Source organism: Ruegeria sp. D7, assembly GCF_056534355.1.
Map to the genome: position 1 here is coordinate 41,658 of NZ_JBQFPG010000010.1, position 25,051 is coordinate 66,708.

21 protein-coding genes are annotated in these 25,051 nt (G+C 58.0%); 16 read left to right on the top strand and 5 right to left on the bottom strand.

Annotated elements, in window-relative coordinates; translation table 11 throughout:
* Positions 1 to 63: 63 nt before the first annotated feature.
* The 3 genes from ACRZ9U_RS14470 to ACRZ9U_RS14480 are packed head-to-tail and all read right to left on the bottom strand — an operon-like array spanning position 64 to position 3,814.
* The gene (locus ACRZ9U_RS14470) at positions 64 to 813 is read right to left on the bottom strand and encodes a PhnD/SsuA/transferrin family substrate-binding protein (protein ID WP_170407958.1); all 750 of its coding nucleotides are present in this window, start codon (positions 811 to 813) and stop codon (positions 64 to 66) included.
* Positions 810 to 1,427 carry a response regulator gene (locus ACRZ9U_RS14475; RefSeq protein WP_170407960.1) on the bottom strand — a complete coding sequence of 206 codons (618 nt, stop codon included), beginning with the start codon at positions 1,425 to 1,427 and terminating at the stop codon, positions 810 to 812. The genes ACRZ9U_RS14470 and ACRZ9U_RS14475 overlap by 4 nt, the downstream gene beginning before the upstream one ends.
* On the bottom strand, positions 1,424 to 3,814 hold the full coding sequence (locus ACRZ9U_RS14480; protein ID WP_170397935.1) for an ATP-binding protein: 2,391 nt from the start codon (positions 3,812 to 3,814) through the stop codon (positions 1,424 to 1,426). Before ACRZ9U_RS14480 ends, ACRZ9U_RS14475 begins: the two co-directional genes overlap by 4 nt.
* Before the next feature lie 242 nt (positions 3,815 to 4,056).
* On the opposite strand from ACRZ9U_RS14480, the gene ACRZ9U_RS14485 reads away from it, so the two are divergent.
* From ACRZ9U_RS14485 to ACRZ9U_RS14505, 5 genes are all read left to right on the top strand, one after another.
* Positions 4,057 to 5,019: a TAXI family TRAP transporter solute-binding subunit gene (locus ACRZ9U_RS14485; protein ID WP_170397937.1), complete on the top strand. Its 963-nt coding sequence runs from the start codon at positions 4,057 to 4,059 to the stop codon at positions 5,017 to 5,019.
* 107 nt (positions 5,020 to 5,126) lie between these two features.
* Entirely contained in the window at positions 5,127 to 7,736 is a 2,610-nt protein-coding gene (locus tag ACRZ9U_RS14490; RefSeq protein ID WP_170397940.1) for a TRAP transporter permease, read from the top strand.
* A complete protein-coding gene (locus ACRZ9U_RS14495; protein ID WP_170397943.1) occupies positions 7,733 to 8,164 on the top strand; it encodes a universal stress protein in 432 nt (143 codons plus the stop codon). The genes ACRZ9U_RS14490 and ACRZ9U_RS14495 overlap by 4 nt, the downstream gene beginning before the upstream one ends.
* Positions 8,165 to 8,251: 87 nt before the next feature.
* Positions 8,252 to 10,000 carry a gamma-glutamyltransferase gene (ggt, locus tag ACRZ9U_RS14500; RefSeq protein ID WP_480902148.1) on the top strand — a complete coding sequence of 583 codons (1,749 nt, stop codon included), beginning with the start codon at positions 8,252 to 8,254 and terminating at the stop codon, positions 9,998 to 10,000.
* Between the two features lie 86 nt (positions 10,001 to 10,086).
* Complete coding sequence (locus tag ACRZ9U_RS14505; protein ID WP_170407966.1) at positions 10,087 to 11,292, top strand: MFS transporter; 1,206 nt, start codon at positions 10,087 to 10,089, stop codon at positions 11,290 to 11,292.
* A gap of 59 nt (positions 11,293 to 11,351) precedes the next feature.
* Here the strand turns inward: ACRZ9U_RS14505 and ACRZ9U_RS14510 are convergent, their stop codons facing one another.
* Together ACRZ9U_RS14510 and ACRZ9U_RS14515 are read right to left on the bottom strand one after the other, a co-directional pair.
* Positions 11,352 to 12,827, bottom strand: a complete 1,476-nt coding sequence (locus tag ACRZ9U_RS14510) for an NAD-dependent succinate-semialdehyde dehydrogenase (protein ID WP_170609187.1) — start codon at positions 12,825 to 12,827, stop codon at positions 11,352 to 11,354.
* A gap of 2 nt (positions 12,828 to 12,829) precedes the next feature.
* Entirely contained in the window at positions 12,830 to 14,107 is a 1,278-nt protein-coding gene (locus tag ACRZ9U_RS14515) for a 4-aminobutyrate--2-oxoglutarate transaminase (RefSeq protein ID WP_170397954.1), read from the bottom strand.
* 149 nt (positions 14,108 to 14,256) lie between these two features.
* Between ACRZ9U_RS14515 and ACRZ9U_RS14520 the strand changes: the two genes are divergently transcribed.
* The 11 genes from ACRZ9U_RS14520 (at position 14,257) to ACRZ9U_RS14570 (ending at position 24,946) form a co-directional block, all read left to right on the top strand.
* On the top strand, positions 14,257 to 14,823 hold the full coding sequence (locus ACRZ9U_RS14520) for a cupin domain-containing protein (RefSeq protein WP_170407968.1): 567 nt from the start codon (positions 14,257 to 14,259) through the stop codon (positions 14,821 to 14,823).
* Positions 14,824 to 14,960: 137 nt separating this feature from the next.
* Entirely contained in the window at positions 14,961 to 15,434 is a 474-nt protein-coding gene (locus tag ACRZ9U_RS14525; RefSeq protein ID WP_170407970.1) for a VOC family protein, read from the top strand.
* Positions 15,431 to 15,781 carry a hypothetical protein gene (locus ACRZ9U_RS14530; protein ID WP_170397963.1) on the top strand — a complete coding sequence of 117 codons (351 nt, stop codon included), beginning with the start codon at positions 15,431 to 15,433 and terminating at the stop codon, positions 15,779 to 15,781. The genes ACRZ9U_RS14525 and ACRZ9U_RS14530 overlap by 4 nt, the downstream gene beginning before the upstream one ends.
* Complete coding sequence (locus tag ACRZ9U_RS14535; RefSeq protein ID WP_170684571.1) at positions 15,778 to 15,915, top strand: hypothetical protein; 138 nt, start codon at positions 15,778 to 15,780, stop codon at positions 15,913 to 15,915. Before ACRZ9U_RS14530 ends, ACRZ9U_RS14535 begins: the two co-directional genes overlap by 4 nt.
* Entirely contained in the window at positions 15,912 to 16,880 is a 969-nt protein-coding gene (locus tag ACRZ9U_RS14540) for a carbon-nitrogen hydrolase family protein (protein WP_170407972.1), read from the top strand. Before ACRZ9U_RS14535 ends, ACRZ9U_RS14540 begins: the two co-directional genes overlap by 4 nt.
* Before the next feature lie 42 nt (positions 16,881 to 16,922).
* On the top strand, positions 16,923 to 19,655 hold the full coding sequence (locus ACRZ9U_RS14545; protein WP_170407975.1) for an aminotransferase class I/II-fold pyridoxal phosphate-dependent enzyme: 2,733 nt from the start codon (positions 16,923 to 16,925) through the stop codon (positions 19,653 to 19,655).
* Between the two features lie 22 nt (positions 19,656 to 19,677).
* Positions 19,678 to 21,126 carry a biotin carboxylase gene (locus ACRZ9U_RS14550; protein WP_170407976.1) on the top strand — a complete coding sequence of 483 codons (1,449 nt, stop codon included), beginning with the start codon at positions 19,678 to 19,680 and terminating at the stop codon, positions 21,124 to 21,126.
* Between the two features lie 8 nt (positions 21,127 to 21,134).
* Entirely contained in the window at positions 21,135 to 22,124 is a 990-nt protein-coding gene (locus tag ACRZ9U_RS14555) for a C45 family autoproteolytic acyltransferase/hydolase (protein WP_480902154.1), read from the top strand.
* Positions 22,125 to 22,262: 138 nt separating this feature from the next.
* A complete protein-coding gene (locus ACRZ9U_RS14560; protein WP_170407980.1) occupies positions 22,263 to 23,747 on the top strand; it encodes a glycosyltransferase family 39 protein in 1,485 nt (494 codons plus the stop codon).
* Positions 23,748 to 23,888: 141 nt separating this feature from the next.
* On the top strand, positions 23,889 to 24,650 hold the full coding sequence (locus ACRZ9U_RS14565) for a glycosyltransferase family 2 protein (RefSeq protein ID WP_170407982.1): 762 nt from the start codon (positions 23,889 to 23,891) through the stop codon (positions 24,648 to 24,650).
* Positions 24,647 to 24,946, top strand: coding sequence for a lipid-A-disaccharide synthase N-terminal domain-containing protein (locus tag ACRZ9U_RS14570; RefSeq protein ID WP_039542759.1), 300 nt, complete (start codon positions 24,647 to 24,649; stop codon positions 24,944 to 24,946). Before ACRZ9U_RS14565 ends, ACRZ9U_RS14570 begins: the two co-directional genes overlap by 4 nt.
* The last annotated feature ends 105 nt before the right edge of the window (positions 24,947 to 25,051 follow it).

Here is a 25,051-nt window from a genome sequence, read left to right on the forward strand (position 1 = left end):
CAAGGGCGACCAAAGCCATTATGTGCTATCGGCTGTCGTCGGCGACACCGGCACACAAGACGACTAAACCGATCCCGGCGGGTTTTGCACGTCCAGATAACGTTCGGCCGGAATCCTCACGAGACCTTTGATCCCCAAGGCAGTACGGTCCGCGTCATCCAACTGCGCAGTTGCCCGTTCAACCGCTGTAAAAATCGCTTGCTGATCGTTACCCTCCGCAGTGATCAATGGCAGGCTAGGGGTCGGGTCCGTCCACTCCAACACCCGCAGAGATGCGGCAAACTCTTCATACTCAGCCATCAATCGCCAAGAAACCGCATCAAGGGCGGCGATATCTGCGTGACCCTCCGCAACGGACTGCGCCGACTTCAGGTGACCTTCGGTTTGCACACGGTGCTTGAACCAGAAGCCATGCGGCTCAAGATGCCAATAAGGCGCGGCGTAGCCAGATTGCGAAAATGTCTGGTTGTAAGCGAACACCGCTTCCCGAAACGCCATCAGATTTGTGCGTGGATCATCGGCGCGCACGACCAGAGCACTGCGGTAATAGCCGGGCGGGCACCCGTCGAGACCATAGTCTGGCGTGCCAACCAACGCGACCTTATCGTGTAGCCATGTCCGGTACGGCATGCCGCAAGTCTGGCTCAGCACCAGTTCCGGGTGCTGCCAGACCGAGAATTCCTCGACGTCCTGCGACAGATGCTCAGGGCTCTCGATCCCGGCGCGGTTCAGATTGTCACGGATGAGGCTCCAGTATCGCAGATGTGCCTCATCAAGCTGAGGGCGGGCATACATCATCAGGCTTGCGATCATTGCATCTGCCCGAACAGTTCATACAGCTCTATCGTGGTTTTCACCCCGACCTTCTGCTGGATGCGCCCGCGATGAATTTCTACCGTGCGGGGGCTGATACCCAAGGCAGTTGCGATCTCTTTGCTCGACGTGCGCGCGGGGTGGGTCAGAATATGTTGCAAGACCTGCTCCTCGCGGTCGGTCAAAAGTCTGCGCTTGTCCGCAAGCATCTGACGTCGCGATTTCTCGGCGCGCAGACGGTCGCCTATTTCAAACGCGGCCTGTATCCGTTCGATCAGCACCTGCAGGTCAAAGGGTTTTTCCAGAAAATCAATTGCACCTGCCTTGGTGGCCCGCACGGATTCCGGAATGCCGCCATGACCCGAGATGAAAATGACCGGTATGGTCGACTCGCGCCGGTTCAGATGTTCCTGCAATTCCAGCCCGTCCATGCCGGGCATGCCATAGTCCAGGATCAGGCAACCTTTTGCGTCCTCATGCACCTGATTCAGAAATGTCTGCGCATCGGCAAAATGCTCGACCCGTAGTCCGCGTTTGCTGAGCGACCGAGATAAGGCGATGCGCACATCTTCATCGTCATCGACGATATAGACGACCAGCTGTTCAAAGGTCATGCGTGATCCTCCTTGGGCTGATCGCGGCGCTGCAGGGTGAAACAGAAGCGCGCCCCGGACGTCTCAGTAGGCTCGTACCAAATGGCTCCGTCATTGGCTTTGACGATGGTCCGACAAATGGACAGGCCCAGCCCCATCCCGTCGGTCTTCTGGGTGTCAAACGAGTTGAACAAGGTGACACCATCGCTAATCCCGGGCCCGTTATCCTCAACCCGCACCTCGACCAGTTCATCGCTGGTCTTTGTAGTGATGGTGATTTTACCCTTGCCATCCGGATCCAGGGCCAGGGCATCGATCGCGTTGCGCAACAGGTTAACCAGAACCTGAGCGATCTGCGTCCGGTTTCCGATGACAAGAGGAAGGTCGGTTTCTTCATAAAGCAGCTTGATCTCGTGTAACTTCGCCTCGGCGTCCATCAGGCTGACGGTTTGCCGGATCAACCCGTTCAGTTCAAACGGAGTCTGACGTCCGCGATCCTTACGCACCACATCACGCAGGGCGCGGATGATGTCGCCCGCACGGCGCGACTGGCGGTCGATATCCGAAAGGATTTCTATCACCTCAGGATCGGGATCGCCGATTTCATCCAGCGTGATCTTCGCGGCGTCGACATTATAGGAAATCGCGCTTAGCGGTTGGTTCAGCTCATGCGCCAGCCCCGAGGCCATCTCGCCCATCAGGTTGACCCGTGCCACATGGGACAGATCGCGGCTGAGGCGGCTTACTTCATCCTCGGCCTGCTTTCGATCGCTGACGTTGTCGATAATGGCAACCGCATGATCAGGGGTCCCGCTTTCATCGCGGATGAGGATGGCATTGACCCGCAACCAGATGGGGGATCCGTCTTTTCGGATAAACTGGTTCTCGGCGATGAACTCGGAATCCTGCAGCAGGGTTTCGCGGAACTTGACCGCGATCTGCTGTTCGTCTTCCGGCAGGATGTCGGCCAGCGTCATCCTCTCCAATTCATCCGGCTGATATCCCATGATATCGCACAGCTGTTCGTTGGTCCGCAGAAACCGCCCCGTTTCGGGCGAGATCTGCGCCATCCCGCGCGAGGCCAGATCGAAGGTGCGGCCATAGGCGGTTTCGAACCGTTGCCGTTGTCGAACTTCCTGTGTCAGAGCCGCGCCGGTATCTTCCAGCTCGCGATAGGGGCTGTGCAGGCCTTCTTCGGTGGTGATCTCTCCGCTGCGCAATTGCTGGCTCTGGCTGGCGAAGGTGCGCACAGGGGCATAGATCCGGTCGGCCATGGCCAAACCAATTGCGCCCGTCAGAATGGCAATGGCAAGCGCGATCCAGACGCCTTGCGTCCGGTTCTTCTTGATCTCGCCAATAAAGTTGTCCTCGGCCGCATAAAGCCCGATCAACCAACGCAGCCCCGGCTCGGACACCTCGATCAGCATCGCCACATAGTCCTGACCGTTCAGCTGGAAATCGGTATGAACCGGTCCTTCCGTGTCGCTCAGACCGGTTTGCACGACATCTCCGAACGCCTTTTGCGCGATGGGGTCTGCGATTTGGTCCACACGCGTCAGCTCGGGCGCTTCCATATGTGCTTCCTGCCGGATCAGCACCAGCGTTGGATGCGCCAGCACCGCGCCATTTTCGTTCAGAACCAGCGCGGCACCGCGTCGTTCCGACCAGATGTCCAGCAGGAATCCCGACAGGGCGTCGATCTGGATATCGACACCCAAAATGGCACGGATAGCTCCGGTATCGTCCAATATGGGGACACTATAAGTGATCCCCGGCTGGCGCGTGGTGAAGAAGATATAAGGCTCTGTCCAGATCGGTGCTTTGGCTTCGGTCACCATTCTGAACCAAGGCCGGGTGCGCGCCTCATAGGTGTCAGTCTGGGTAGTGGCCGTTTCCAGCAATGTGAACTGATCGTTGCGCCATTGGAAATCGGCGGGATGTTCCGCGGTGCCGGGCAGGAATGGCGGAACGAACTTGGTGCGATAGCGTCCGGGCTCTTCCGCGCGCATGACGTAGACAAACCTGCCCGTCGCATCGGCCAGATACATCCCTGCGAGTTGAGGCGCGACCTGTAGCTGCTGAAAAAAATGGCTTTCCAATACGCCAGGATCGCTGATATCCAGTACGTCATTTTCAGCAAGTCGCCGAGTTGCATCCAAGGCCTGCCGGGCGGGGTTCAGAAAACTTTTGACTTGGCCGATGACATTGACACTGACTTCGTTCAGCGATGTTCGGGATTGCCGCAACAGCGCGTTCTCCGAGCTGACAAAGGTCGACAGGATCACCGAAAGGATGGCGATGAACTGCAGCCCGCCCAAACACAGCGCAAGCGTGGCGCGCAGCGATCTTCGCCTGCGGGCTGGCTCAGTGTGGTCCTGGCGTATTTCTTGTTGCCCTGCGTAGTTCAATTCTTGTCCAAACGACCTTCTGCACGGGTCGGTATCACAGTCACAGAATGTGATCAGTTACCCTCTTTCCCCTATATCTGAATCCAAGCCTATACGTAATCTACCGTATAGACACCTGCTGTTTGGTTTCGCTTTCCTCTTTATCATCGGGGGGCCTGATTCCAGTGCGATTTTTTCTGTTGTGTTCTGAAAGGTTTCAGGCACCCCACAGATCAAAAAAGACTGACAACAGGAGTGTCAAAGTGTTCAAGAAAACCTCAATCACCGCATTTGCCGCGGCGGCCCTGATGGCACCAGCGGCATATGCTGAAGAATTTATCACGATCGGAACTGGCGGCGTTACGGGTGTCTATTACCCGACGGGTGGCGCGATCTGCCGTCTGGTCAACAAGGGCCGGAAAGAGCACGGGGTCCGGTGTTCGGTGGAGTCGACTGGGGGGTCGGTTTACAACATCAACACCATTCGCGAAGGCGAGCTTGAGTTTGGGGTGGCGCAGTCGGACTGGCAGTACCACGCATTCAACGGCAGCTCGAAATTCGAAGAAGCCGGCCCGTTTGAGAACCTGCGTGCCGTGTTCTCGGTACACCCAGAGCCGTTCACGGTTGTGGCGCGTGCCGACGCGGGTATCTCGAATTTCGAAGACCTGAAGGGCAAACGCGTCAATATCGGCAATCCCGGTTCCGGTCAGCGTGGCACCATGGAAGTGCTGCTGGGCGAAATGGGTTGGACCACCGACGATTTCGAACTGGCGACCGAGCTGAAGGCGGCTGAACAGTCCGCTGCCCTGTGCGACAACCAGATCGACGCGATGGTTTACACCGTTGGTCACCCCTCGGGTTCGATCCAGGAAGCCACCACCGCGTGCGACTCGGTTCTGGTGAATGTCAGTGGTGACGCGGTTGACAAGCTGGTGGGCGACAACTCGTTCTACCGTACCGCGACCATCCCCGGTGGCATGTACCGCGGTTCGGATGGTGACACCTCGACCTTTGGTGTGGGCGCGACCTTCGTGACTTCGGCAGATGTGTCGGAAGACGCGGTTTACGCGGTTGTCAGCTCGGTCTTCGAGAACTTCGATGACTTCAAAAAGCTGCACCCGGCATTTGCCAACCTGAAACCGGAAGAAATGATTGCGGATGGCCTGTCGGCACCGCTGCATCCGGGCGCTGAGAAGTACTACAAAGAAAAAGGCTGGATTCAGTAACCAGACCTGACACGGGGCGCCTTTCGGGGCGCCCCGATTCATATCCGGGCTAAACCGGAGACAAGACGGCCGTAAAAACCAAGGCCGAAGGACAGGGAGATACCAACATGAGTTCCGACACACAGGGCAATCGCCCTCTTTCCGAAGAAGAGCTTCAGGAACTGGTTGCCTCATCAGACGCAGGCGCGCGTGATCCGGCGGGTAATGTCGGGCTGTTTCTGGCGATCGTTGCGGTCTTGTGGTCGGTGTTCCAGGTCGTTCTGGCCTCTCCCCTATCGAATTATCTGCTGCCGGGCAGTGTAGTGAACAACTCACGCCAGATTCATCTGGCCTTTGCGATGTTCCTGGCCTTTTCGGCCTATCCGGCACTGAAATCCAGCCCGCGGAACTACATCCCGATTCAGGATTGGATCATGGGGATCGTGGGCGCATTTCTGGCCCTCTATGGCTATTTCTTCTACCAAAAGATCGTCGATGCGGGCGGTCTCGCAGACGACACAGACAAGTGGTTCGCCCTTGTTGGCCTGCTGTTGTTGTTCGAGGCCGCGCGTCGCGCGCTTGGCCCGGCAATGGCGATCATCGCCACGATCTTTCTGGCCTACGTCTTCTTTGGTTCCTCCGAGTGGGTGCCCGAGGTGATCCGATGGAAAGGCGCCAGCCTGCAAAAGGCGATGAGCCATATGTGGATCACGTCCGAAGGCGTCTTTGGCATCGCGCTGGGCGTTTCAACCAAGTTCGTCTTCCTCTTCGTGCTGTTCGGCGCGCTGCTCGATAAGGCGGGCGCGGGCAACTACTTTATCAAGATGGCCTTTGGCGCGCTGGGGCACCTGCGCGGTGGCCCGGCCAAAGCGGCTGTTGTTGGTTCTGCGGCGACCGGCCTGATCTCGGGCTCGTCCATTGCGAACGTTGTCACGACCGGCACCTTCACTATCCCACTGATGAAGCGTGTGGGCTTTTCCAGCGAACAAGCGGGCTCGGTTGAGGTCGCCTCATCCGTGAACGGCCAGATCATGCCACCGGTGATGGGCGCTGCTGCCTTCCTGATGGTGGAATATGTAGGCATCTCATACGTTGAGGTGATCACCCACGCCTTCCTGCCCGCCGCGATTTCTTACATCGCGCTCGTCTACATCGTACACCTTGAAGCGGTGAAGCGGAACATGCCGACGCTGGGCGACCGCGTCGTTTCGATGGGGCGCACAATCGGTGGAATGGCGCTGTTCTTCGTGGGCTTTGCCGGGCTGTGCTATGGCATCCAGTACCCGATCAAAGCGATTGTCGCGCTCATGCCCGATGCGTCGGGTCTGGTCCTGTCGGCGCTGATCGTTTTGGCCTATCTGATCCTGCTTTGGCTGGCTTCCGGAGTAGAGGACTTGGTGCCTGACGATCCTAATGCCAAAGAGGTTGAACTGCCGGTAATTGCCGAAATCTACAAGGCCGGTCTGCATTACCTGCTACCGATCATCGTGTTGGTCTATTTCCTGATGATCGAACAGAAATCACCGGGCCTATCAGCCTTCTGGGCGACTTCGCTGTTGTTCGTGATCCTGCTGACGCAGAAACCGCTCAAGTCGATCTTCCGGGGTGAAAGTGACACAGCGAATGCCTTCAAGGCCGGTGTCGTCGACCTGTGGAACGGGCTGATCGACGGCGCGCGCAACATGATTGGTATCGCGCTGGCCACCGCCACTGCGGGTGTGATCGTGGGCACCGTGACGCTGACCGGCGTGGGCCAAGTGATGGCCGATCTGGTCGAGTTCCTGTCAGGCGGTAACCTGATCGCCATGCTGGCGTTGGTGGGTCTGCTCAGCCTGATCCTCGGGATGGGATTGCCGACCACGGCGAACTATATCGTGGTCAGCTCGCTGATGGCGGGTGTGGTCGTGGAATTGGGCGCGCAGGATGGGCTGATCGTGCCGCTGATCGCGGTGCACCTGTTCGTGTTCTACTTCGGTATCATGGCTGATGTGACACCGCCGGTTGGTCTGGCGAGCTTTGCCGCCGCCGCCGTTTCGGGCGGGGACGCGATCAAGACGGGCTTTACCGCCTTCTTCTACAGCTTGCGCACCGTGGCACTGCCTTTCGTGTTCATCTTCAACACTGACCTGTTGCTGATCGATGTGGGCTGGGTACAGGGAATCTTGGTGGCCGTCTCTGCGACCATCGCGATCCTGATCTTCACTGCCGGCACCATGGGCTGGTTCCTGACCAAGAACCGCATCTATGAAAGCGTGGCGCTGATTCTGATCGCCTTTGCGCTGTTCCGTCCGGATTTCTTCATGAACCGCATCGCACCGCCCTTTGCGCAGATCGAACCGGCACAGCTGACGCAGGCCGTGGGTGAGGCCGCACCGGGCAGCACCATGCGGATCGAGGTTGCAGGTCCTGACTTTGACACCGGCAATATGACCGAAACCACCGTGGTTCTGGACATTCCGGAAGGGGCCGACGGCACAGCGCGTGTCGACGCCCTAGGGCTGATGACGCTGGAAGAGGATGGTCTGGTCAAGCTCGACGAGCCGATGTTCGGTACGCCGGTCGCGGATGAGCTGGACATGTTCGACTATTATGCTGACGATGCCGTTCGCATCACCAGCATTCAGGCCCCGCAAAGCCAGCCCGCGAAAGAGTTGATCTTTATCCCGGCGCTGATCCTGTTGGGTCTTGTCGCCTTCCTCCAGCGTGGCCGTGCCGCAAAACAGGGAGAACCCGCATGACCCAAGCAATTCTGTGCGCCGTGGATATCAGCAATGGCGATCTTGATGTTGCTGTCCTTGAACGCGCCGCAGCGCTGGCCGAAATGGATGGCGCGCGGCTGGATGTCGTGACCGTGACACCCGACTATGGCGAAGGTTTCGTCAGCAGTTTTTTTGAGCCCCACCACCACGAAAAGGTGATTGAAGAGGCTCATGAAAAGCTGGTCGCCCTCTGCGCCGCCACGCTGGGGGAAGAGCGCAACGCCAAGGTCCGTCATGTGGTGGCAACTGGCAGCGCCTATCAGGAGATCCTCAAAACCGCGGAAGGCGCGGGCTCGGATTTGATCGTGATCGGCGCGCATAAGCCTGACTTGAAAGACTATTTGCTTGGTCCGAATGCGGCGCGCGTCGTGAGGCATTCGCACACGTCAGTATATGTTGTGCGGTAAATCGATCGGATTTAAGCTGAGAATCTGCCATTTGAAGCTTGTTACTCAGTAGCCAATCTCGCAGATCCTTACCGGGAGATTTCTATGATGAAGACATTCACGAAAACCGGCGCCGTTCTGGCGTTGGGTGTTGTCGCTTGCGCGGCCAATGCGCAGGACCCTGCGCCGGAATATGGCTATGGTTGGGAGGACAAAAACTCGGTGACTGGCACCGAGTTCATGGTCTCGGCCGCCAATCCCATTGCTGCCAAAGCCGGATATGATGTGCTGGCCGCAGGTGGCACAGCCGCAGATGCGATGATTGCCGTGCAGCTGATGCTCAATCTGGTTGAACCGCAATCATCGGGCATCGGCGGTGGTGCGTTCATGCTGTATTGGGACGCGTCGGCCAAGACACTGACCACCTTTGATGCGCGCGAAAAGGCCCCCGCGAAAGCCACGCCTGAACGGTTCCTGTTGCCGGACGGGGAAAAGATGCCGTGGCCCGAAGCTGTTGTAGGCGGACAATCTGTTGGCGTTCCGGGCATTCTGCGCCTGATGGAAGTGACCCATAACCTCTATGGCAAGAAAGACTGGGCCTCGCTGTTCCAGTCTACCATCGATCAGGCCGAGCAGGGGTTTGAGGTTTCGCCCCGCATGGCAAACTCGATCCAAAGCACGATTGAACGTGAGCGCTCAGTCGGTGTGTTCCCGGCGGGCAAAGCGTATTTCTTCAACGAAGATGACACGCCGCTGCAGGCTGGAACCTTACTACGGAACCCCGAGTTTGCCGAAACCCTGCGCATTCTGGCCGATCAGGGCGCAGGCGCCTTCTATAGCGGCCCCATCGCCGAAGATATCGTGGCGGCAGTGGATGCCACATCCAAGGTGGAAAACAATATCACGCTTGAGGATCTGGCCGACTACCGCGTCAAAATCCGCCCCGCCGTCTGCGCCGATTATCGCGGCTACGATGTCTGCGGAATGGGTCCGCCAACCTCCGGCGGCCTGACCGTAGGGCAGATTCTGGGGATACTCAGCAACTTCGACCTCGAAGGCACTGGGTGGAACGCTGAGATGGCGCATCTCTATGCCGAGGCCGCCAAGCTGGCCTATGCCGACCGCGCGCTTTACATGGCCGACGGCGATTTTATCGATGTACCGGTCAAGGGTCTTCTGGACGCGGACTATCTAAAGCTGCGCTCGGAGATGATCGACCCTGCTGCAGCCAGCGAGAAGCGTCAGGCAGGTGAGCCGCCACGTGATCACACCGCCCTGTTTGCGCCCTCGCAAAACCCGGGTCGTCCCGGCACCAGCCATATCGTGATCCGAGATCAGTACGGCAACGCGCTGTCGATGACGACCACTATTGAGACCGCCTTTGGCAGCCGGGTTTTTGTGCGGGGTTTCCTGCTGAACAACGAACTCACCGATTTCGACCGCGCACCAAAGGATGGCGACCGTCTGGTGGCCAACCGCGTTGAGGGTGGCAAACGCCCGCGCAGCTCGATGTCACCAACCATCGTGATGAAGGATGGTGAGCCCTATCTGCTGATCGGCTCACCCGGTGGTAGCCGCATCATCAACTATGTGGCCAAAACGATCATTGCGATCCTGGATTGGGAAATGGACCCGCAGGATGCCATCGAAGCCGGGCATTTCGTGCATCGCAACGGGTCTGCGATGGATCTGGAGCAGGGGACATCCGCTGCTGAATTCGCTGATGCTCTGACAGCCAAGGGGCATGAGGTCAAACAGGTCGATCTCAACAGTGGGCTTCACGCCATCCTGATCAAGGATGGCCAGCTGATCGGAGCGGCTGATCCGCGCCGCGAAGGCGTGGCACTAGGCCAATAAAGGCGAACTGCAAAAGGGCTGTTGGACAATTGTACCACGCAGCCCTTTTCTCTTGCTTTAACAGCATACTCGTCCGATAGGGCGGTATGTTCAAAAGCCGCGCAATAACCTTCATTCTGATCACACTGATGATCGATGCCATCGGTATTGGCATCGTGTTCCCGATCATGCCCGACCTGATGGATCGCGTCGGTGCGGGCAATACCGGACAAGGAGCTTTTTGGGGTGGGCTGCTGATGGCCGCCTATGCCGGGGCGCTGTTCCTGTGCGGACCTATTGTCGGCAGCATTTCAGATGCGGTCGGGCGCAGGCCGATCCTGATCGCGGCACTGACCATGTTGGCGCTGGATTATGTGATCATGGCGCTGGCCGAAACGTTTTGGCTGCTTCTTCTGGGACGGACGCTCGCGGGGCTTGCGGGGGCGACCTATATCACCGCAACGGCTTACATTGCTGACATATCATCACCGACCGAGAAGGCGGCGAATTTCGGTCTGATCGGGGCGGCCTTCGGGATTGGGTTTGTGCTTGGCCCGGCCATCGGCGGCATCGCTGCCGGGATCAGCATTACTGCGCCGTTCTGGATCGCTGCGGTCTTGTCCGCCGCCAACGCCCTGTTCGGAGTCTTCGTCCTGCCCGAGAGCCTGAAACCAGAAAAACGCCGCCCCTTTGGCAAGCGCGACCTGAACCCGTTCAAATCGATCTTTGACGCCTTCCGCTTTCCGGGGCTGGCAGTGCCGCTGCTGTGCATTTTCATCTTTGAATTTGCCAACATGGTCTACCCCACCCTCTGGGCCTTCTGGATACGAGAGGTGTTTGGCTGGTCCACGCTGTATATCGGCCTGTCGCTGGCCGCATACGGCGTGCTGTTGGCCTTCGTCCAAGCCGGACTGATGCCGGTCTTCATTCGCTGGATCGGCGATTACCGAACCCTGCTGCTGGGGATGGTATCGGCATTGGTCGGAATGATCGGCTTTGGGTTTACCGTAACGGTTACGGCCCTTGTCATCTTTATTCTGCTTGCCGCGCTGTCCGACCTCGTGCCTGCCTTGATCACGGCTATGGCCTCGAACCAGGCGGACGAAGACCGGCAGGGCGTGGTGCAGGGAGTCATCGCGTCACTGTCTTCTGTCGCTGCGGTTCTGTCGCCTTTGGTGATGACCGGCATCTTTCAGGCGTCGGTCGATGGCGAAGGCACTTATCTGCCCGGCGCACCGTTCTTTTTCTCGGCGGCTCTGGTCTTGGTGATGATGCCGTTGGTGTTCCGTCTGCGCGGGCACGCATCGGTCTGAAACGAAAAACGCACCCGCAGCGGACTGCGAGTGCGTTGAATTTTCAAGGCACGAGGCGCTTACTGAATTTCACCCATGCAGAGATATTTCATCTCAAGGAAATCCTCGATCCCGTATTTCGAACCCTCACGGCCTAGACCGGATTGTTTGACACCGCCGAACGGGGCGACTTCGGTCGAGATCAGGCCAGTGTTAATGCCCACCATGCCCGATTCCAGCGCCTCGGCCACACGCCAGACGCGCGCCAGATCGCGGCTGTAGAAATACGAGGCCAGGCCGAACTCGCTGTCATTGGCCATGCTGACGACGTCGTCTTCTTCCTCGAATTTGAACAGCGGAGCGACGGGGCCGAAGGTTTCGTCCTTTGCCACAACCATGTCGCGGGTTACGCCAGTCAGAACGGTGGGTTCAAAGAATGTCCCACCCAGATCCGAGCGTTTGCCGCCCAGCGTTACAGTCGCCCCTTTGGAAACCGCGTCCGAGATATGTTCTTCAACTTTGTCGACCGCCGCCTGATTGATCAGGGGACCTGTGGTGATGCCGTCGCCAAAGCCGTCGCCGACATTCAAAGATTTTGTCTTCTCGGCCAGCTTGGCAGCAAACTCGTCATAGACGCCCGCCTGCACATAGATGCGGTTGGCACAGACGCAGGTCTGGCCATTGTTGCGGAACTTCGCGATCATCGCGCCATCCACGGCGGCATCCACGTCGGCATCGTCAAAGACGATGAATGGTGCGTTACCGCCCAGTTCCAGCGACATCTTCTTGATGGTGCCCGCCGCCTGACGCATCAGGATCTGTCCTACACGGGTCGAGCCGGTGAAGGTGATCTTGGCGACCTTGTCGTTGGTGCAAAGCTCATTACCGACGCCTGAGCTGTCGGTGCCCGGGATCACGTTGAACACGCCCGCCGGTATACCTGCACGTTCACCCAAAACCGCCATCGCCGTCGCCGACAGCGGCGTCAGCGTCGCTGGGCGCGCCACAAAGGTACAGCCCACGGCCAGCGCCGGGCCAACTTTTCGCGCGATCATCGCGTTTGGGAAATTCCAAGGCGTGATTGATCCCACTACGCCCACGGGCTGCTTCAGCACCACGATACGCTTGTCGCGCTGGTGGCCGGGGATGACGTCGCCGTATACACGCTTGGCCTCTTCCGAGAACCACTCGATAAAGGACGCGCCATATAGGATTTCACCGCGCGCTTCGGGCCAGGGTTTTCCCATCTCGGCGGTCAGGATGGTCGCCAGATCGTCTGCGTTTTCGACCATCAGGTCGAACCATTTGCGCAGAATGGCGGCGCGTTCCTTGCCAGTCTGAGCAGCCCATTCCTTCTTCGCAGCGTAAGCTGCATCGATGGTCTGTGTTGTGCCTTCGATGCTGACATCTGTCACATTGGCGATCAGATCACCGGTTGCAGGGTTGTAGACAGGGAACGTTGCCTCTCCTTCGACCCATTCACCGTTGATATAGGCGCGGGGTTCCAGAAGGCTGGGATCTTTCAGCTCCAGCTTGGTCACTTTGGTATCCAGCATGTTCAGGCTCCTTTGGCAGCGTCGATCGAGGCTTCGAGGATATCCATGGCCTCGGCGAAGATTTCGTCCTGCACCGTCAACGGCGCGAGGAAACGAATTACGTTCCCATATACGCCACATGTCAGCAGGATCAATCCACGCTTCAATGCCTCGACCCGTATGGCGTTTGCCATATCGGGATTCGGGGCGCTGCCGTCGGTCGTGTTGAACTCGGCCGCAACCATAAGGCCCGGACCACGAATATCTACGATCTCGGGCGTGCGGGAACGGATCGATTCCAGACGCTGTTTCAAGCGCGAGCCCAGCTCATTGGCGCGCGTGCACAGGTCTTCTTCCTCGATCACATCCATCACAGCATGGGCGGCGGCGATCCCCAGCGGGTTGCCGCCATAGGTTCCGCCCAAACCACCCGGGTGCGCGGCGTCCATCAGCTCAGCACGACCGGTGACGGCGGCCAGCGGCAGACCACCGGCCAGACCTTTGGCCATAGTGGTGATATCAGCAGAGACGTCATAAGCGTCCATCGCGAACAGGTTGCCAGTGCGGGCAAAGCCGGTCTGTACCTCATCGGCAATCAGAACGATGCCATGTTCGTCGCAAAGCGCGCGCAGACCACGCATCAACTCAGCCGGAGCGGGGTAGAAGCCACCTTCGCCCTGAACCGGTTCGATGATGATCGCGGCCACCCGGCCCGGATCAAGATCGGCCTTGAACAGTTTAGTCAAAGCACCCAGCGAATCTTCGGTCGAGGTGCCATGCAGATCGATCGGGAACGGGACGTGATAGGTATCGGGCATCATCGCGCCGAAGCCCGCTTTATAGGGCTGAACCTTGCCGGTCAGTGACATGCCCATGAAGGTGCGGCCGTGAAAAGCGCCGCCAAAGGCCACTACAGCCGGGCGGCCAGTGGCAGCACGCGCGATCTTGACGGCATTCTCGACCGCCTCGGCACCTGTTGTGACAAAGACGGTTTTCTTAGTGAAGTCGCCGGGCACCTTCTCGTTCAGGCGCTCGGCCAGACGGATGTAATTCTCATAAGGCAGAACTTGATGGCAGGTATGGGTGAAGTTTGCGGCCTGTTTCTGAACAGCCTCCATCACCTTGGGGTGGCAATGCCCGGTGTTCACAACGGCGATGCCTGCGGCGAAATCGATATAGCGTTTGCCTTCGACATCCCAGACCTCGGAATTCACGGCACGGTCCACATAGACTTGCGTTTGCATCCCCACGCCCTGCGCGATCGAGGTATTCCGGCGTTCAGCAATCTGAGCGTTCAGCATCTTGCGTCCTTTCCCGTTTCCGGGCGCAGTGCCCGTATGTTTGACTGCGCGACTGTAGTATCTGCGCCTGCAAGCGAAAGCCTGTTTCTTGTGATTCATAAGCCATTGATTTACCGTCCCGGCAGGATCAAGTGTTGCGGATACTGAACATGAAGAACACCAGCCAAGAGGATTTGACCCTCGGATTGCGCCTGCGAACCTTGCGAGAGCGTGCAGGCTTATCTCAGCGGGCGCTGGCCAAGAAGTCGGATGTGCCGAACTCAACCATCTCGCTGATCGAGTCGGGCAAGATGAATCCATCGGTTGGTGCGTTACGGCGTATTCTGCAAGGCATACCGATTGGCATGTCCGATTTCTTTTCCTTCGAAATCGAATCTGAGCAGACCGTGTTTTACGCCTCAGAAGAACTTACTGAGATCGGAAAGGGTGGGCTGTCTCTGCGGCAGGTAGGATCAAACCTGCATGGTCGCGCGATGATGATCTTGCAGGAAACTTACGAGTTAGGGGCTGACACCGGTCGCGTGATGTACGGGCATGAGGCGGAAGAGGGCGGTATTGTCATCTCGGGTCGGGTGGAGGTGACCGTGGGCGATAAGCGCAAGGTACTGGGACCAGGCGATGCTTATTATTTCGACAGTCGCACCCCGCACCGGTTCAGGCAGGTCGGCCCCGAAGTTTGCCGGGTCATCAGCGCCTGTACTCCGCCTACATTCTAAGCATCACGGCAGAAATTTCAGCACTATGCATCATAGTGTTGCAGTATCTCCTGGTTTGATCCACAGTATGATGCATAGTGCGGGAAATTCCTGCAGATAATCCAGGGTGTCCGCCGCCCAATTCAGAGAGTACCGGAATGAAAAAGAAACCTGCCACTCTGCCACGTGGCTATCGCACCTGCACCGCATCGCTTGCCGTCGCCGACGTCGATGCCGCGCTAACTTTCTACGAAAGTGCCTTTGATGCGAAGATACAGGCCTATGACGCGGATGAGGCCCCCGGCTTTGCCTCGATCAAGATCGGCAACTCGATGCTGTTTGTCACCGCCGGATGGGGTGCGCACGGCCCCGCCATTCCGGGCACAGTCACTCCGATTGGGCATCATATGTATGTCGAAGATGTGGACACTGCCCTTGCAGCCGCGTTGGAAAGCGGTGCCAGCCTGATCGCTGAGGCGGCGGACACCTATTGGGGCGAACGCTGCGCCACGATTGCCGATCCGTTCGGTCATGTCTGGACGTTGGCGACCCGCGTCGAAAACCTGAAGCCAGCGGATATCAGTGAACGGCGCAAAGCGCTGCTGGACGCGGCGCAGATCGAGGCTGCATGAACGACGCCCCCCTTCCCACATTCACGATCCGTCAAAACGATCTGGCCATTCTCGCGGCTGAGGGTCGCATCGGCGACTATCCGGTCGCCGTTCGCACGGCGCGTGAGGTGATCAGCGGCGGCTTTGCCAACCACTCGGCGCATCCCAATACCTGGACTGTATACTTTCTGGTCGATGGCCAATGGGCGCTGGTCGAATCCACGCGCGGGCTGCGGCGGGAGTGGTCCAGCCTTGATCGGCTTGAGAAATGGCTGCGCAGTTGCGGATTCCGGTTCTTCTGGGTTCGCAACGACATCGATTTTGTGGAACCGCAGGCAGAAGATACCGCCGAGGAAGCCGCAGTATGAAGGCAGTCGCCTCGGAAAACCATAGCCTGAGGACAGCAGGCTTGCGTGACCACACGGTTTTATGTTCCGATGAAGAACGCCGGATCAAATCGGCGGTCGCAATCGGCAAGAAAATGAGAAGAAACGAAAAATGACCCCTTTTGCGATAACCGGAATCCAGATGCATGTCGGTGCGTTGCAGTCGAATGTCGACGCGATGCTGCACCGGATCGACATTATGATGGCACGGTTCCCCTGGACCCAGATGGCCCTGTTCAGCGAACTGGCGCCTCATGGTCCGCTCGACCGGTTTGCCCAGCCCTTTCCCAATGACGACCTGTCGCGCTTTCAGGATGCCGCTCGGCGTTATGGGATCTGGCTGATCCCCGGATCGATGTTCGAAAAGCACGAAGATGGACGGATTTTCAACACCTCGGTGGTGATCAACCCCGAAGGTGAGATCGTCTCAAAATACTCCAAGATGTTCCCGTTCAAACCTTATGAACAGAACATCGCCTCGGGTACCGAATTCTGCATCTTTGATGTGCCGGATGTGGGCCGGTTTGGCCTGTCGATCTGCTACGATATCTGGTTCCCCGAAACCACCCGCCACCTGACTAGCCAAGGGGTCGAGGTTCTGCTGCACCCGGTTCTGACCGGCACAACCGACCGCGAGGCCGAGCTGTCGATCGCCAAAGCGACCGCTGCGCAGTTCCAATGCTATGTGTTTGACGTGAACGGGCTGGCCGCCGGGGGCGTGGGCCGCTCACTGGTCGTTGATCCCTCGGCCACCGTGCTGCACCAGTCTGCGGGACAGGAGGATATCTTCCCTATCGAGATCGATCTTGATCAGGTCCGCCGCCAACGCGAGGTCGGACTGAAAGGTCTGGGGCAGGTTCTCAAAAGCTTCCGCGACCGCGAGGCGGAGTTCCCGGTCTATGACCGTACCAGCGGGGCGGATGCCTATCTGCACACGCTAGGCCCGCTGCGCATTCCGCAGAAAGGCGACGTTGCGGGCGTCGCTGCATCCGACCCCAGAACGGCGCTGGGATATACTGAAGACGCCGCGACCAAGCCCGACAATCTGTATCTCTACAAAGGGCGCTCTGGCACAGACTGATACCGGCCCAGCTTTTCGGTATCGGCAGAAAGGAAAAATTTCATGCACGGCATTTCCGATAGCGAAAAGCTCCACACCATCTCGGACTACTACAGCGCCTCGCAACTGAGGGCAGACCGATGGAGCGCGCTGCGGGAAACGGCCGAGTCTCTGGATCAGGGCGGTAACGAAAAAGATCGGGACCGGGCACGGCAGTTGCTGCAGGCGCTGGCCCCGATCGAGGTGTATTTCGCTTTTCCGGGCGGATCGGCGTTCGACTATCTGCGTCGTTTGCTGGACCATGGAAACTTTGGCGATTTCTCAACCGCCGTGCGCCGGGTGTCGCGGGCGCTGACCTCAGGGGCCTATCGTCGCCGCTCGATCCCGCTGATCGCGGATGAGACCGAGGTTGATGAGTTCGAGGACGAGTCCACCCAAAGCCATGAAGCCCGCGCGCTGGGCCGACCTTATTTCGAAGTGATGATCGTTGACAAGGTCAACGAACATCAGGAACGGTTCCTGCAAACCAGCCTGCAACGGATGCGCCGCAGCGAAGATCCGTTTATTTATGAAACCGTTGTCGTTCCCAGTGTCGAGGATGCGCTGATCGGGGTTCTGTTCAACCAGAATGTACAGGCGGTCATTGTTCGCCCGGGCCTTAGCCTGAAGTCCAAGAACGAAACCAATGTTTTGGGCCGCTATATCAGCCTCTATGGCGAGGGCGCCGATCTTGATGCGCTGTCCCCCTCGGAATACGGCCCTGAAACCTGCCGCAGGATCGGCATGCTGCGCCCCGAGCTGGACGCTTATCTAATCACCGACCGTTCGGCGGAAGATATTGCCGGTCTCGATCTGGGCCTGTGCCGGCGGGTCTTCTACAATCAGGAAGACTTTCTGGAATTGCACCTGAACATCCTGCGCGGGGTGCAGCGGCGCTATAAGACACCGTTCTTCACGGCGCTCAAGGAATACTCAAAACAGCCCACGGGCGTGTTCCACGCGATGCCGATCAGCCGGGGTAAATCGATTAGTCGCAGCCACTGGATTCAGGACATGGGGGCGTTCTACGGATCAAATATCTTCATGGCGGAAACTTCGGCCACGTCTGGCGGGCTGGATTCGCTGCTGGAGCCGAAGGGCCCGATAAAAGAGGCGCAAGAGGCTGCCGCACGCGCATTCGGCTCTAAACAGACGTTTTTTGCGACTAACGGCACCTCGACCTGCAACAAAATCGTTGTGCAAGCACTGGTACGGCCCGGAGATATCGTGCTGATCGACCGCGATTGCCACAAATCGCACCACTACGGCATGGTGCTGGCTGGGGCGAGCGTCGTCTATATGGACAGCTATCCGCTGCACGATTACTCGATGTATGGCGCGGTGCCAATCCGAGAGATCAAGCACAAACTGTTGGCCCTACGCGCTGCTGGGAAGCTTGATCGTGTGCGGATGGTGCTGCTGACCAACTGTACATTCGATGGCATCGTCTACAATGTGCAGCGGGTGATGCAGGAATGTCTCGCGATCAAGAAAGACCTGGTTTTCCTGTGGGATGAGGCGTGGTTCGCCTATGCAAGGTTTGCGCCCAATTCTCGTGTGCGCACGGCAATGCGGTCGGCCAATATCCTGCGCGAACAGTTCCGTTCGACGGAACATGCCGAGGCCTACGAGGCCCAACAGGCGGCTCTCGAAGGTGCAGATGACGAAACATTGCTAAACGCCCGCCTGATCGCGCCGCCTGACGCGCGGGTCCGGGTCTATGCGACGCAATCAACCCACAAGACGCTGACCTCATTGCGGCAGGGTTCGATGATCCATGTCAACGACCAGCAGTTCAAAGGCGCGGTGGAAGAGGCCTTTCACGAGGCCTATATGACCCACACCTCGACCTCGCCCAACTATCAGATCATCGCCTCGCTGGATGTGGGCCGCAGGCAGGTCGAGATCGAAGGGTACGAGTTCGTCCAGCGGCAGGTCGAAAGCGCGATGGCGATCCGCCGGGCCGTGACGACCCATCCGCTGCTCAGGAAGTATTTCAAGCTGGTCACAGCGGGTGACATGATCCCCGAGCAATATCGCGAAAGCGGCATGACCAGCTATTTCGATCCCGATCAGGGCTGGGCCGATGTCTGGGATTGCTGGGCGCGGGACGAATTTGTTCTGGATGCCACACGTATCACGCTGCATGTGGGCGCGACCGGTTGGGATGGCGATACCTTCAAGACCAAGATCCTGATGGATAAATACGGCATCCAGATCAACAAAACCTCGCGTAATACCGTGTTGTTCATGACCAATATCGGCACCACGCGCAGTTCGGTCGCCTATCTGATCGAGGTGCTGGTCGAGATCGCCAAGGAACTCGACGATCTGATGGACGATGCGTCCAAGATGGAGAAGCTGGCCTTCGAAAAGCGCGTCAGCAACCTGAGCGAACACGTCCCACCTCTGCCCGATTTTAGTCGGTTCCACGATGCGTTCCGCTGTGAGGCAGGTACCGAAGCCGGTGACATCCGTACGGCGTTTTTCCTGTCCTATGACGAAGACAATTGCGATTATGTCGAACCCGACAAGGAGATGTTGGAACGGCTCGAAGCCGGGGAAGAGATGGTCTCGGCCACCTTCGTGATTCCCTATCCGCCGGGCTTTCCCATTTTGGTACCGGGGCAGGTGATCAGCCCCGAAATCCTCAAATTCATGCAGGAACTGGACGTCTCGGAAATCCATGGATTCCGTGCCGATCTGGGCCTGCGCATTTTTACCGAAGACGCTTTGAAGTCAGTAAAGAACCCCTAAGGGGTCAGGGAGGACAACAATCATGCCAAAGAAGGTGCTGAAAAACATCTCGGAAATCCGCCGGTATTTCCATACCAACAAGGACCCGATCTATTTTGTATCGGCAACCAATTTCAACCTGTTGGGGCTGGATGAATGGGTGATGAACTTCACCTATATCTGCTACATGGATTGCTTTGACGGGCGACATCCGAACGTGTTTGTGCCTTCGGAAATGCCGCATGATGAGTTTCAGTCCATCGAAGACATCAACAATTATCTGCTGCAGCACAAAGAGGTCATCGACCTGGTCAAGCGGCGCGGCGGCAAGCCCAAGTTTGTCTTCCTGATGTTCGACGAGACGACCGAGAAGCTGGTCAAGGAGCTGGGCGGTCAGCTGTGGTTCCCCAAAGCCAAGCTGCGCACCAAATGTGACAACAAGATCGAAACTGTCCGTATCGGCAATAAGGCGGGTGTGCCTTCGGTGCCCAACACGCTGAGCGTTGTCAAAAGCTATGATCACCTGAAAAAGATCTGCGAAAAGGCCGGATTGGGGAATGATCTGGTGCTACAATCCGCCTTCGGCGACAGTGGCCATACGACGTTTTTCATCAAGTCCGAGGCCGATTTCAACAAGCACAAAGACGAGATCATCGGCGAAGGCGAGATCAAGATAATGAAGCGGATCGACTGTCGCGGGGCGGCGATCGAGGCTTGTGCGACCTCGGAGGGTACCATCGTTGGCCCGCTGATGACTGAGCTTGTGGGCTTCAAGGAACTTACCCCCTATCGCGGCGGCTGGTGCGGGAATGAGATTTTCTCAACCGCCTTTCCACCGAAAGCACGTGAACAGGCGCGGCAATTGACCTTCCAATTCGGGGAAGAGCTGCGCAAATCAGGCTATCGCGGCTATTTCGAACTCGACTTCCTGATCGATAAGAAAACCGACGAACTGTGGTTGGGCGAATTGAACCCCCGTATCACTGGCGCCAGCTCGATGACCAACCACGCGGCCTTTGCGCACGCAGATGCGCCACTGTTTCTGTTCCATCTACTTGAGTTTTCAAAGAAGCCCTTCGAGCTGGATGTCGAGGAACTGAATGCCCGCTGGGCGGATCCGGACATGATCGACAGCTGGTCGCAAATGGTAATCAAACACACCGATGACAGTGTCGACCGGATCACGCAGGCCCCACAATCGGGCATCTACAAGATGCTGGAAGATGGCCGCGTCGTGTTCGACCGGTTCGACTATCACCGCCGCGCGGTGGGCGAGAACGAAGCGTTCTTCCTGCGTATCTCGAATGTCGGTGATTACCGCTATGAGGGCGCTGATTTGGGTATCCTCGTGACTCGCGGGCGGTCAATGACCAAGGGCTTTAAACTGACGGACAAATCGAAGAAGTGGATTCATGGGATCACTTCGGCTTATACGGCTGAACCGCTGCCCGCGGCACAGCCGATGGAAGACCCCGCGTTCAAAATTATGTAGAAAGCCCTATGGCGCTTGTTTTTCGCTCAATTGACGAGGAACAGCCCGGTCCCAAGCTGGCCGGGCTGTTTGCCGAATACTGGCCCGCCTACCACAAATGGTGGGCGCAAGAGGGGTATTCGGCCCGCCCCACCTATCGCGAATGCCTCCGCGCGTTGCAAAAACACATGCCCGAGATTCTGCCGCTGTACGAAGAGATCGTCGAACTGGTCGGCGGCAGCGATAGCCAGGCACGGTTTCTCAGCTTTTACTGCCCGCCGAAATATCTTTCGGGCTGCAGCCAGGCGATTTGGCGTGGCAAGACACCGTTTCTGGTGCGCAATTACGACTACCATCCAAAAACCTTTGACGCTGCTCTGCTGAAAACCCAATGGGGCGGGCGCGGGATCATCGGGATGAGCGACGGCGTTCTGGGTCTGCTTGATGGCATCAACGATGCCGGTCTGACGGTCTCGCTCACCTTTGGCGGGCGGCGCGAGGTCGGCGACGGCTTTGGCGTGCCGCTGATCCTGCGCTATGTCCTTCAAACCTGCGAGACCACTGCGCAAGCGGTTGACTGCCTGTGCCGCATCCCTTGTCATATGAGCTATAACGTCACCGTTCTGGATGCGAAACACAATCACAGCACGGTGTACCTTGCCCCGGACCGGCACCCGCAAATCTCGGACCAACCAGTGGCGACAAACCATCAGGGCCATGTCGAATGGTCCACCCATGCGCGCTTTACGGCCACCGTGGAACGCGAAAGGTTCTTGCTCAACCGTCTCAACCAGCACCCGGAAAGCGAGAAGCGGTTTATCGATGCGTTCCTGCGTCCGCCGCTTTATTCAACGGCTTTCAGATCAGGTTTCGGCACGCTCTATACTGCGGTCTATCGGCCTGCGAAGAAGCAGTTGCAACTGCTTTGGCCCGGTGCCAGCTGGGACTTGTCCTTCGATGGCTTCAAAGAGGGTGAGCTGAGCCTGATGTTGCCCGACGAGGCCGAGCCTGCAGTCTGACAAGCGCGGTCGCCCTTCTAAACTTCTTGCTCTTGGACGGGCGACGCAATAATGGGAGCGCGACGCGCGGCAGTTTCAAACAAGGCCCGGCGGGATCAACACCACATATTTCTATGACGCGATAGGACCACGGAAAGCATGACCGGTACCTCCCCAAATTGGCTAAGATTGCTTCCTTACTTCGCCACCGCATTGGTGATGGTCCTGGTCTGGTCCTGGTATCTGACTGATCTGGGTGTTGGGAACATCTATCACTACGATGAATTCTACACTTATGACCGCAGTACAGGCTTTGCGCGCAATGGGGACTGGCTGGCGGTTTATTCCAACAACGAACCTAGCCTGAAAAAACCGCCCATGCAGTATTGGATGTCTGCACTGCTGATGGAGTTTGGCGTATCTGATATTCTGGCCTTGCGCCTGCCGTCGATGATCTTTGCGCTGGGCGCGCTGATGGCAACGGCCGTACTGGCGCGGGTGATGATCCCGGACAGCCCCTGGGCTATGCTGCCTTCGGTCCTGCTGGTGGCCACGTCGCTTCAGTTCTGGCAACACGCCACATCCGCGATGCTTGATACCGGTGCGGTTTTCTTTTCGACCCTTGGAATTGCAGCCCTGTTGGCAGCGTTGGAAAAGCCGAAATACTGGCCCTATTTCGGCGCAACTCTGGTGTTGGCCGCCTTGCAGAAAAGCCCAACCCCGCTGGCCTTTCTAGCGCTGGCACTACTGACGCTGAAGTTGACCAACAGATGGCAGACGGAACCGTTCAGCGAGATCTGGCAGAACAGAACGTTTCGCCGGACGCTCAAAATTGCGATCCCGCTGGCCTTCGCCTGGCCGATCCTGCAAGAGCTTCGGTTCCTCTTTGGCGACTCGCTTGATGGCAACATCAAAGGCGAGATGCTGGATCGTTTTCGCCCATCGCTCAGCGATCGCGGCTTCGGGAAGCTCTATGATCTGATCATCGCGGGCGAGCCGTGGTTGCGGCTGCTGGGTTTTGTCGGCATCTGCGCTCTGCCATTTCTGCAAAAGCGGCCCAGACTTCTTGCTGCAACAGGTATAGCCGCGTTCTTCATTATCATGATGTGGGCCGCAGCCGGCAAGGTTTATGCACGCTACACCCTGCTGATCCTGCCGATGCTGATGGTCGCCGCAACCGGTTTGTTGTTTTCGGTCGAGCGCCTGCGCTGGGCCGGGATGGTGGCCGCGCTGGGTCTGGTCTTTGTTGCAGGCGGCCTGTTCTATGACCGCGATGCCACCGATCTGGGCAAGGGTCGCGTGCGTTTGGGCGTGCCCGAGGCCGAGATTCTGACCCCTTTGGGTGCAATGCTGCAGCCGGATGAAACCCTGCTGCTCTGCGCCTATGACCGCAAGTTGCGCGTACCACCCGGGGCCGCATCGGTCTTTGCTTCCAACGGTAGGCGCTTTGTCTATCTGAGACGGCTGGAGCTGCACAAATACCTCGACAGGTTCGGCTATACCACCGGCCCGCTGCGAGGGCTCTGTTCGGAGGGTGAGTTGTCTGAGCTGGCACCTGACCTGATCGGGCTCGAGACGCAGCCAACTGCGGTTGAGGGTTTGGTCTATTGGTCGGCAACCGGTGTCACGCCCGCCCCTGAATAGGAGACACGGTGCAATCCGCCCCATCGCTGAACAATGCCCCAACAAGTTGCGCAGATGTTGGCCTGCGATGCGGTGGCCACTTGAATTTTCGCCGTTGATCCCGCAAAAGCCCTGAGACTGAAACAAGTAAAGCTACCCACCATGCATGCTGATCATGATGCCAACGCTGACAATCGACCCACTGTGTCGATCGTGATTCCCATGCATAACGAACAGGGGGCTGTTCCTGGTCTTATCCAGGGCATCTGCACTGCTGCGACCGAATTGCCCGCGTTCGAGATTGTCGCGGTTGATGACGGATCGACCGATGGCACTTTTGCGGCGCTGCAACAGATGCAGAAAGACTGTCCGCAACTGCGCATCCTGCAGCACAAAACGGCCGGTGGCCAAAGTGCTGCCGTGCATTCCGGCGTCAAGGAGGCACGCGCGGATATCTGCTGTACGCTGGATGGCGACGGACAGAACCCGCCGGAAGAGTTGCCAAAGATCTGGGCGCCGCTGGTGTCGGGTGGCGATGCCTCGATTGGCCTGGTGGCGGGGCAACGGGTTGGCCGGCAAGACACTGCGTCAAAGAAGCTTGCCTCGCGCTTTGCCAATGCACTGCGGGGCTGGATGCTGAAAGACGGCACCCGTGACACCGGCTGCGGTTTCAAGGCGTTCCGACGGCAGGCTTTCCTCGATCTGCCCTTTTTTAATCATATGCACCGTTATCTGCCCGCCCTGTTTAAGGCCTATGGCTGGAATATCGCGCTGGTGGATGTCGCGCATCAGCAGCGTTTGTCGGGCGAATCCAAATACACCAATTTCGGTCGGGCCATGGTCGGCATCTGGGATCTGTTCGGCGTCGTCTGGCTGACCCGCCGCGCCAAATCCGTTTCCGCAACCGAGGCGTCCCGGTCATGAAAGAAACCATTCTGGAAATCCTGCACGTCGACAGCCCGACCGAGGCGCTCTGGGTCTTTATCGGTCTGGCCGGTCAGCTGATGTTCAGCGCCCGGTTTATCGTGCAATGGATCACGTCCGAGCGCGCCAAGAAATCCGTTATCCCGATGGCGTTCTGGTACCTTTCGATCGGCGGCGGGCTTATCCTGCTGAGCTATGCGATCTATCGCCGTGACCCGGTCTTTATTCTGGGTCAGTCGATGGGCCTGTCCATCTACCTGCGCAACATCTTCCTTATTCGCGCTGAAAACCGCTGATTGATCGTAACGCTTCTTTACGACCTGCCACCCATTACAAGTTTGTCGGCTGCACCCGTTCAGCGGGTAGCGGCCTACAGCTGCGTTGTGTGAACAACCTCTTAT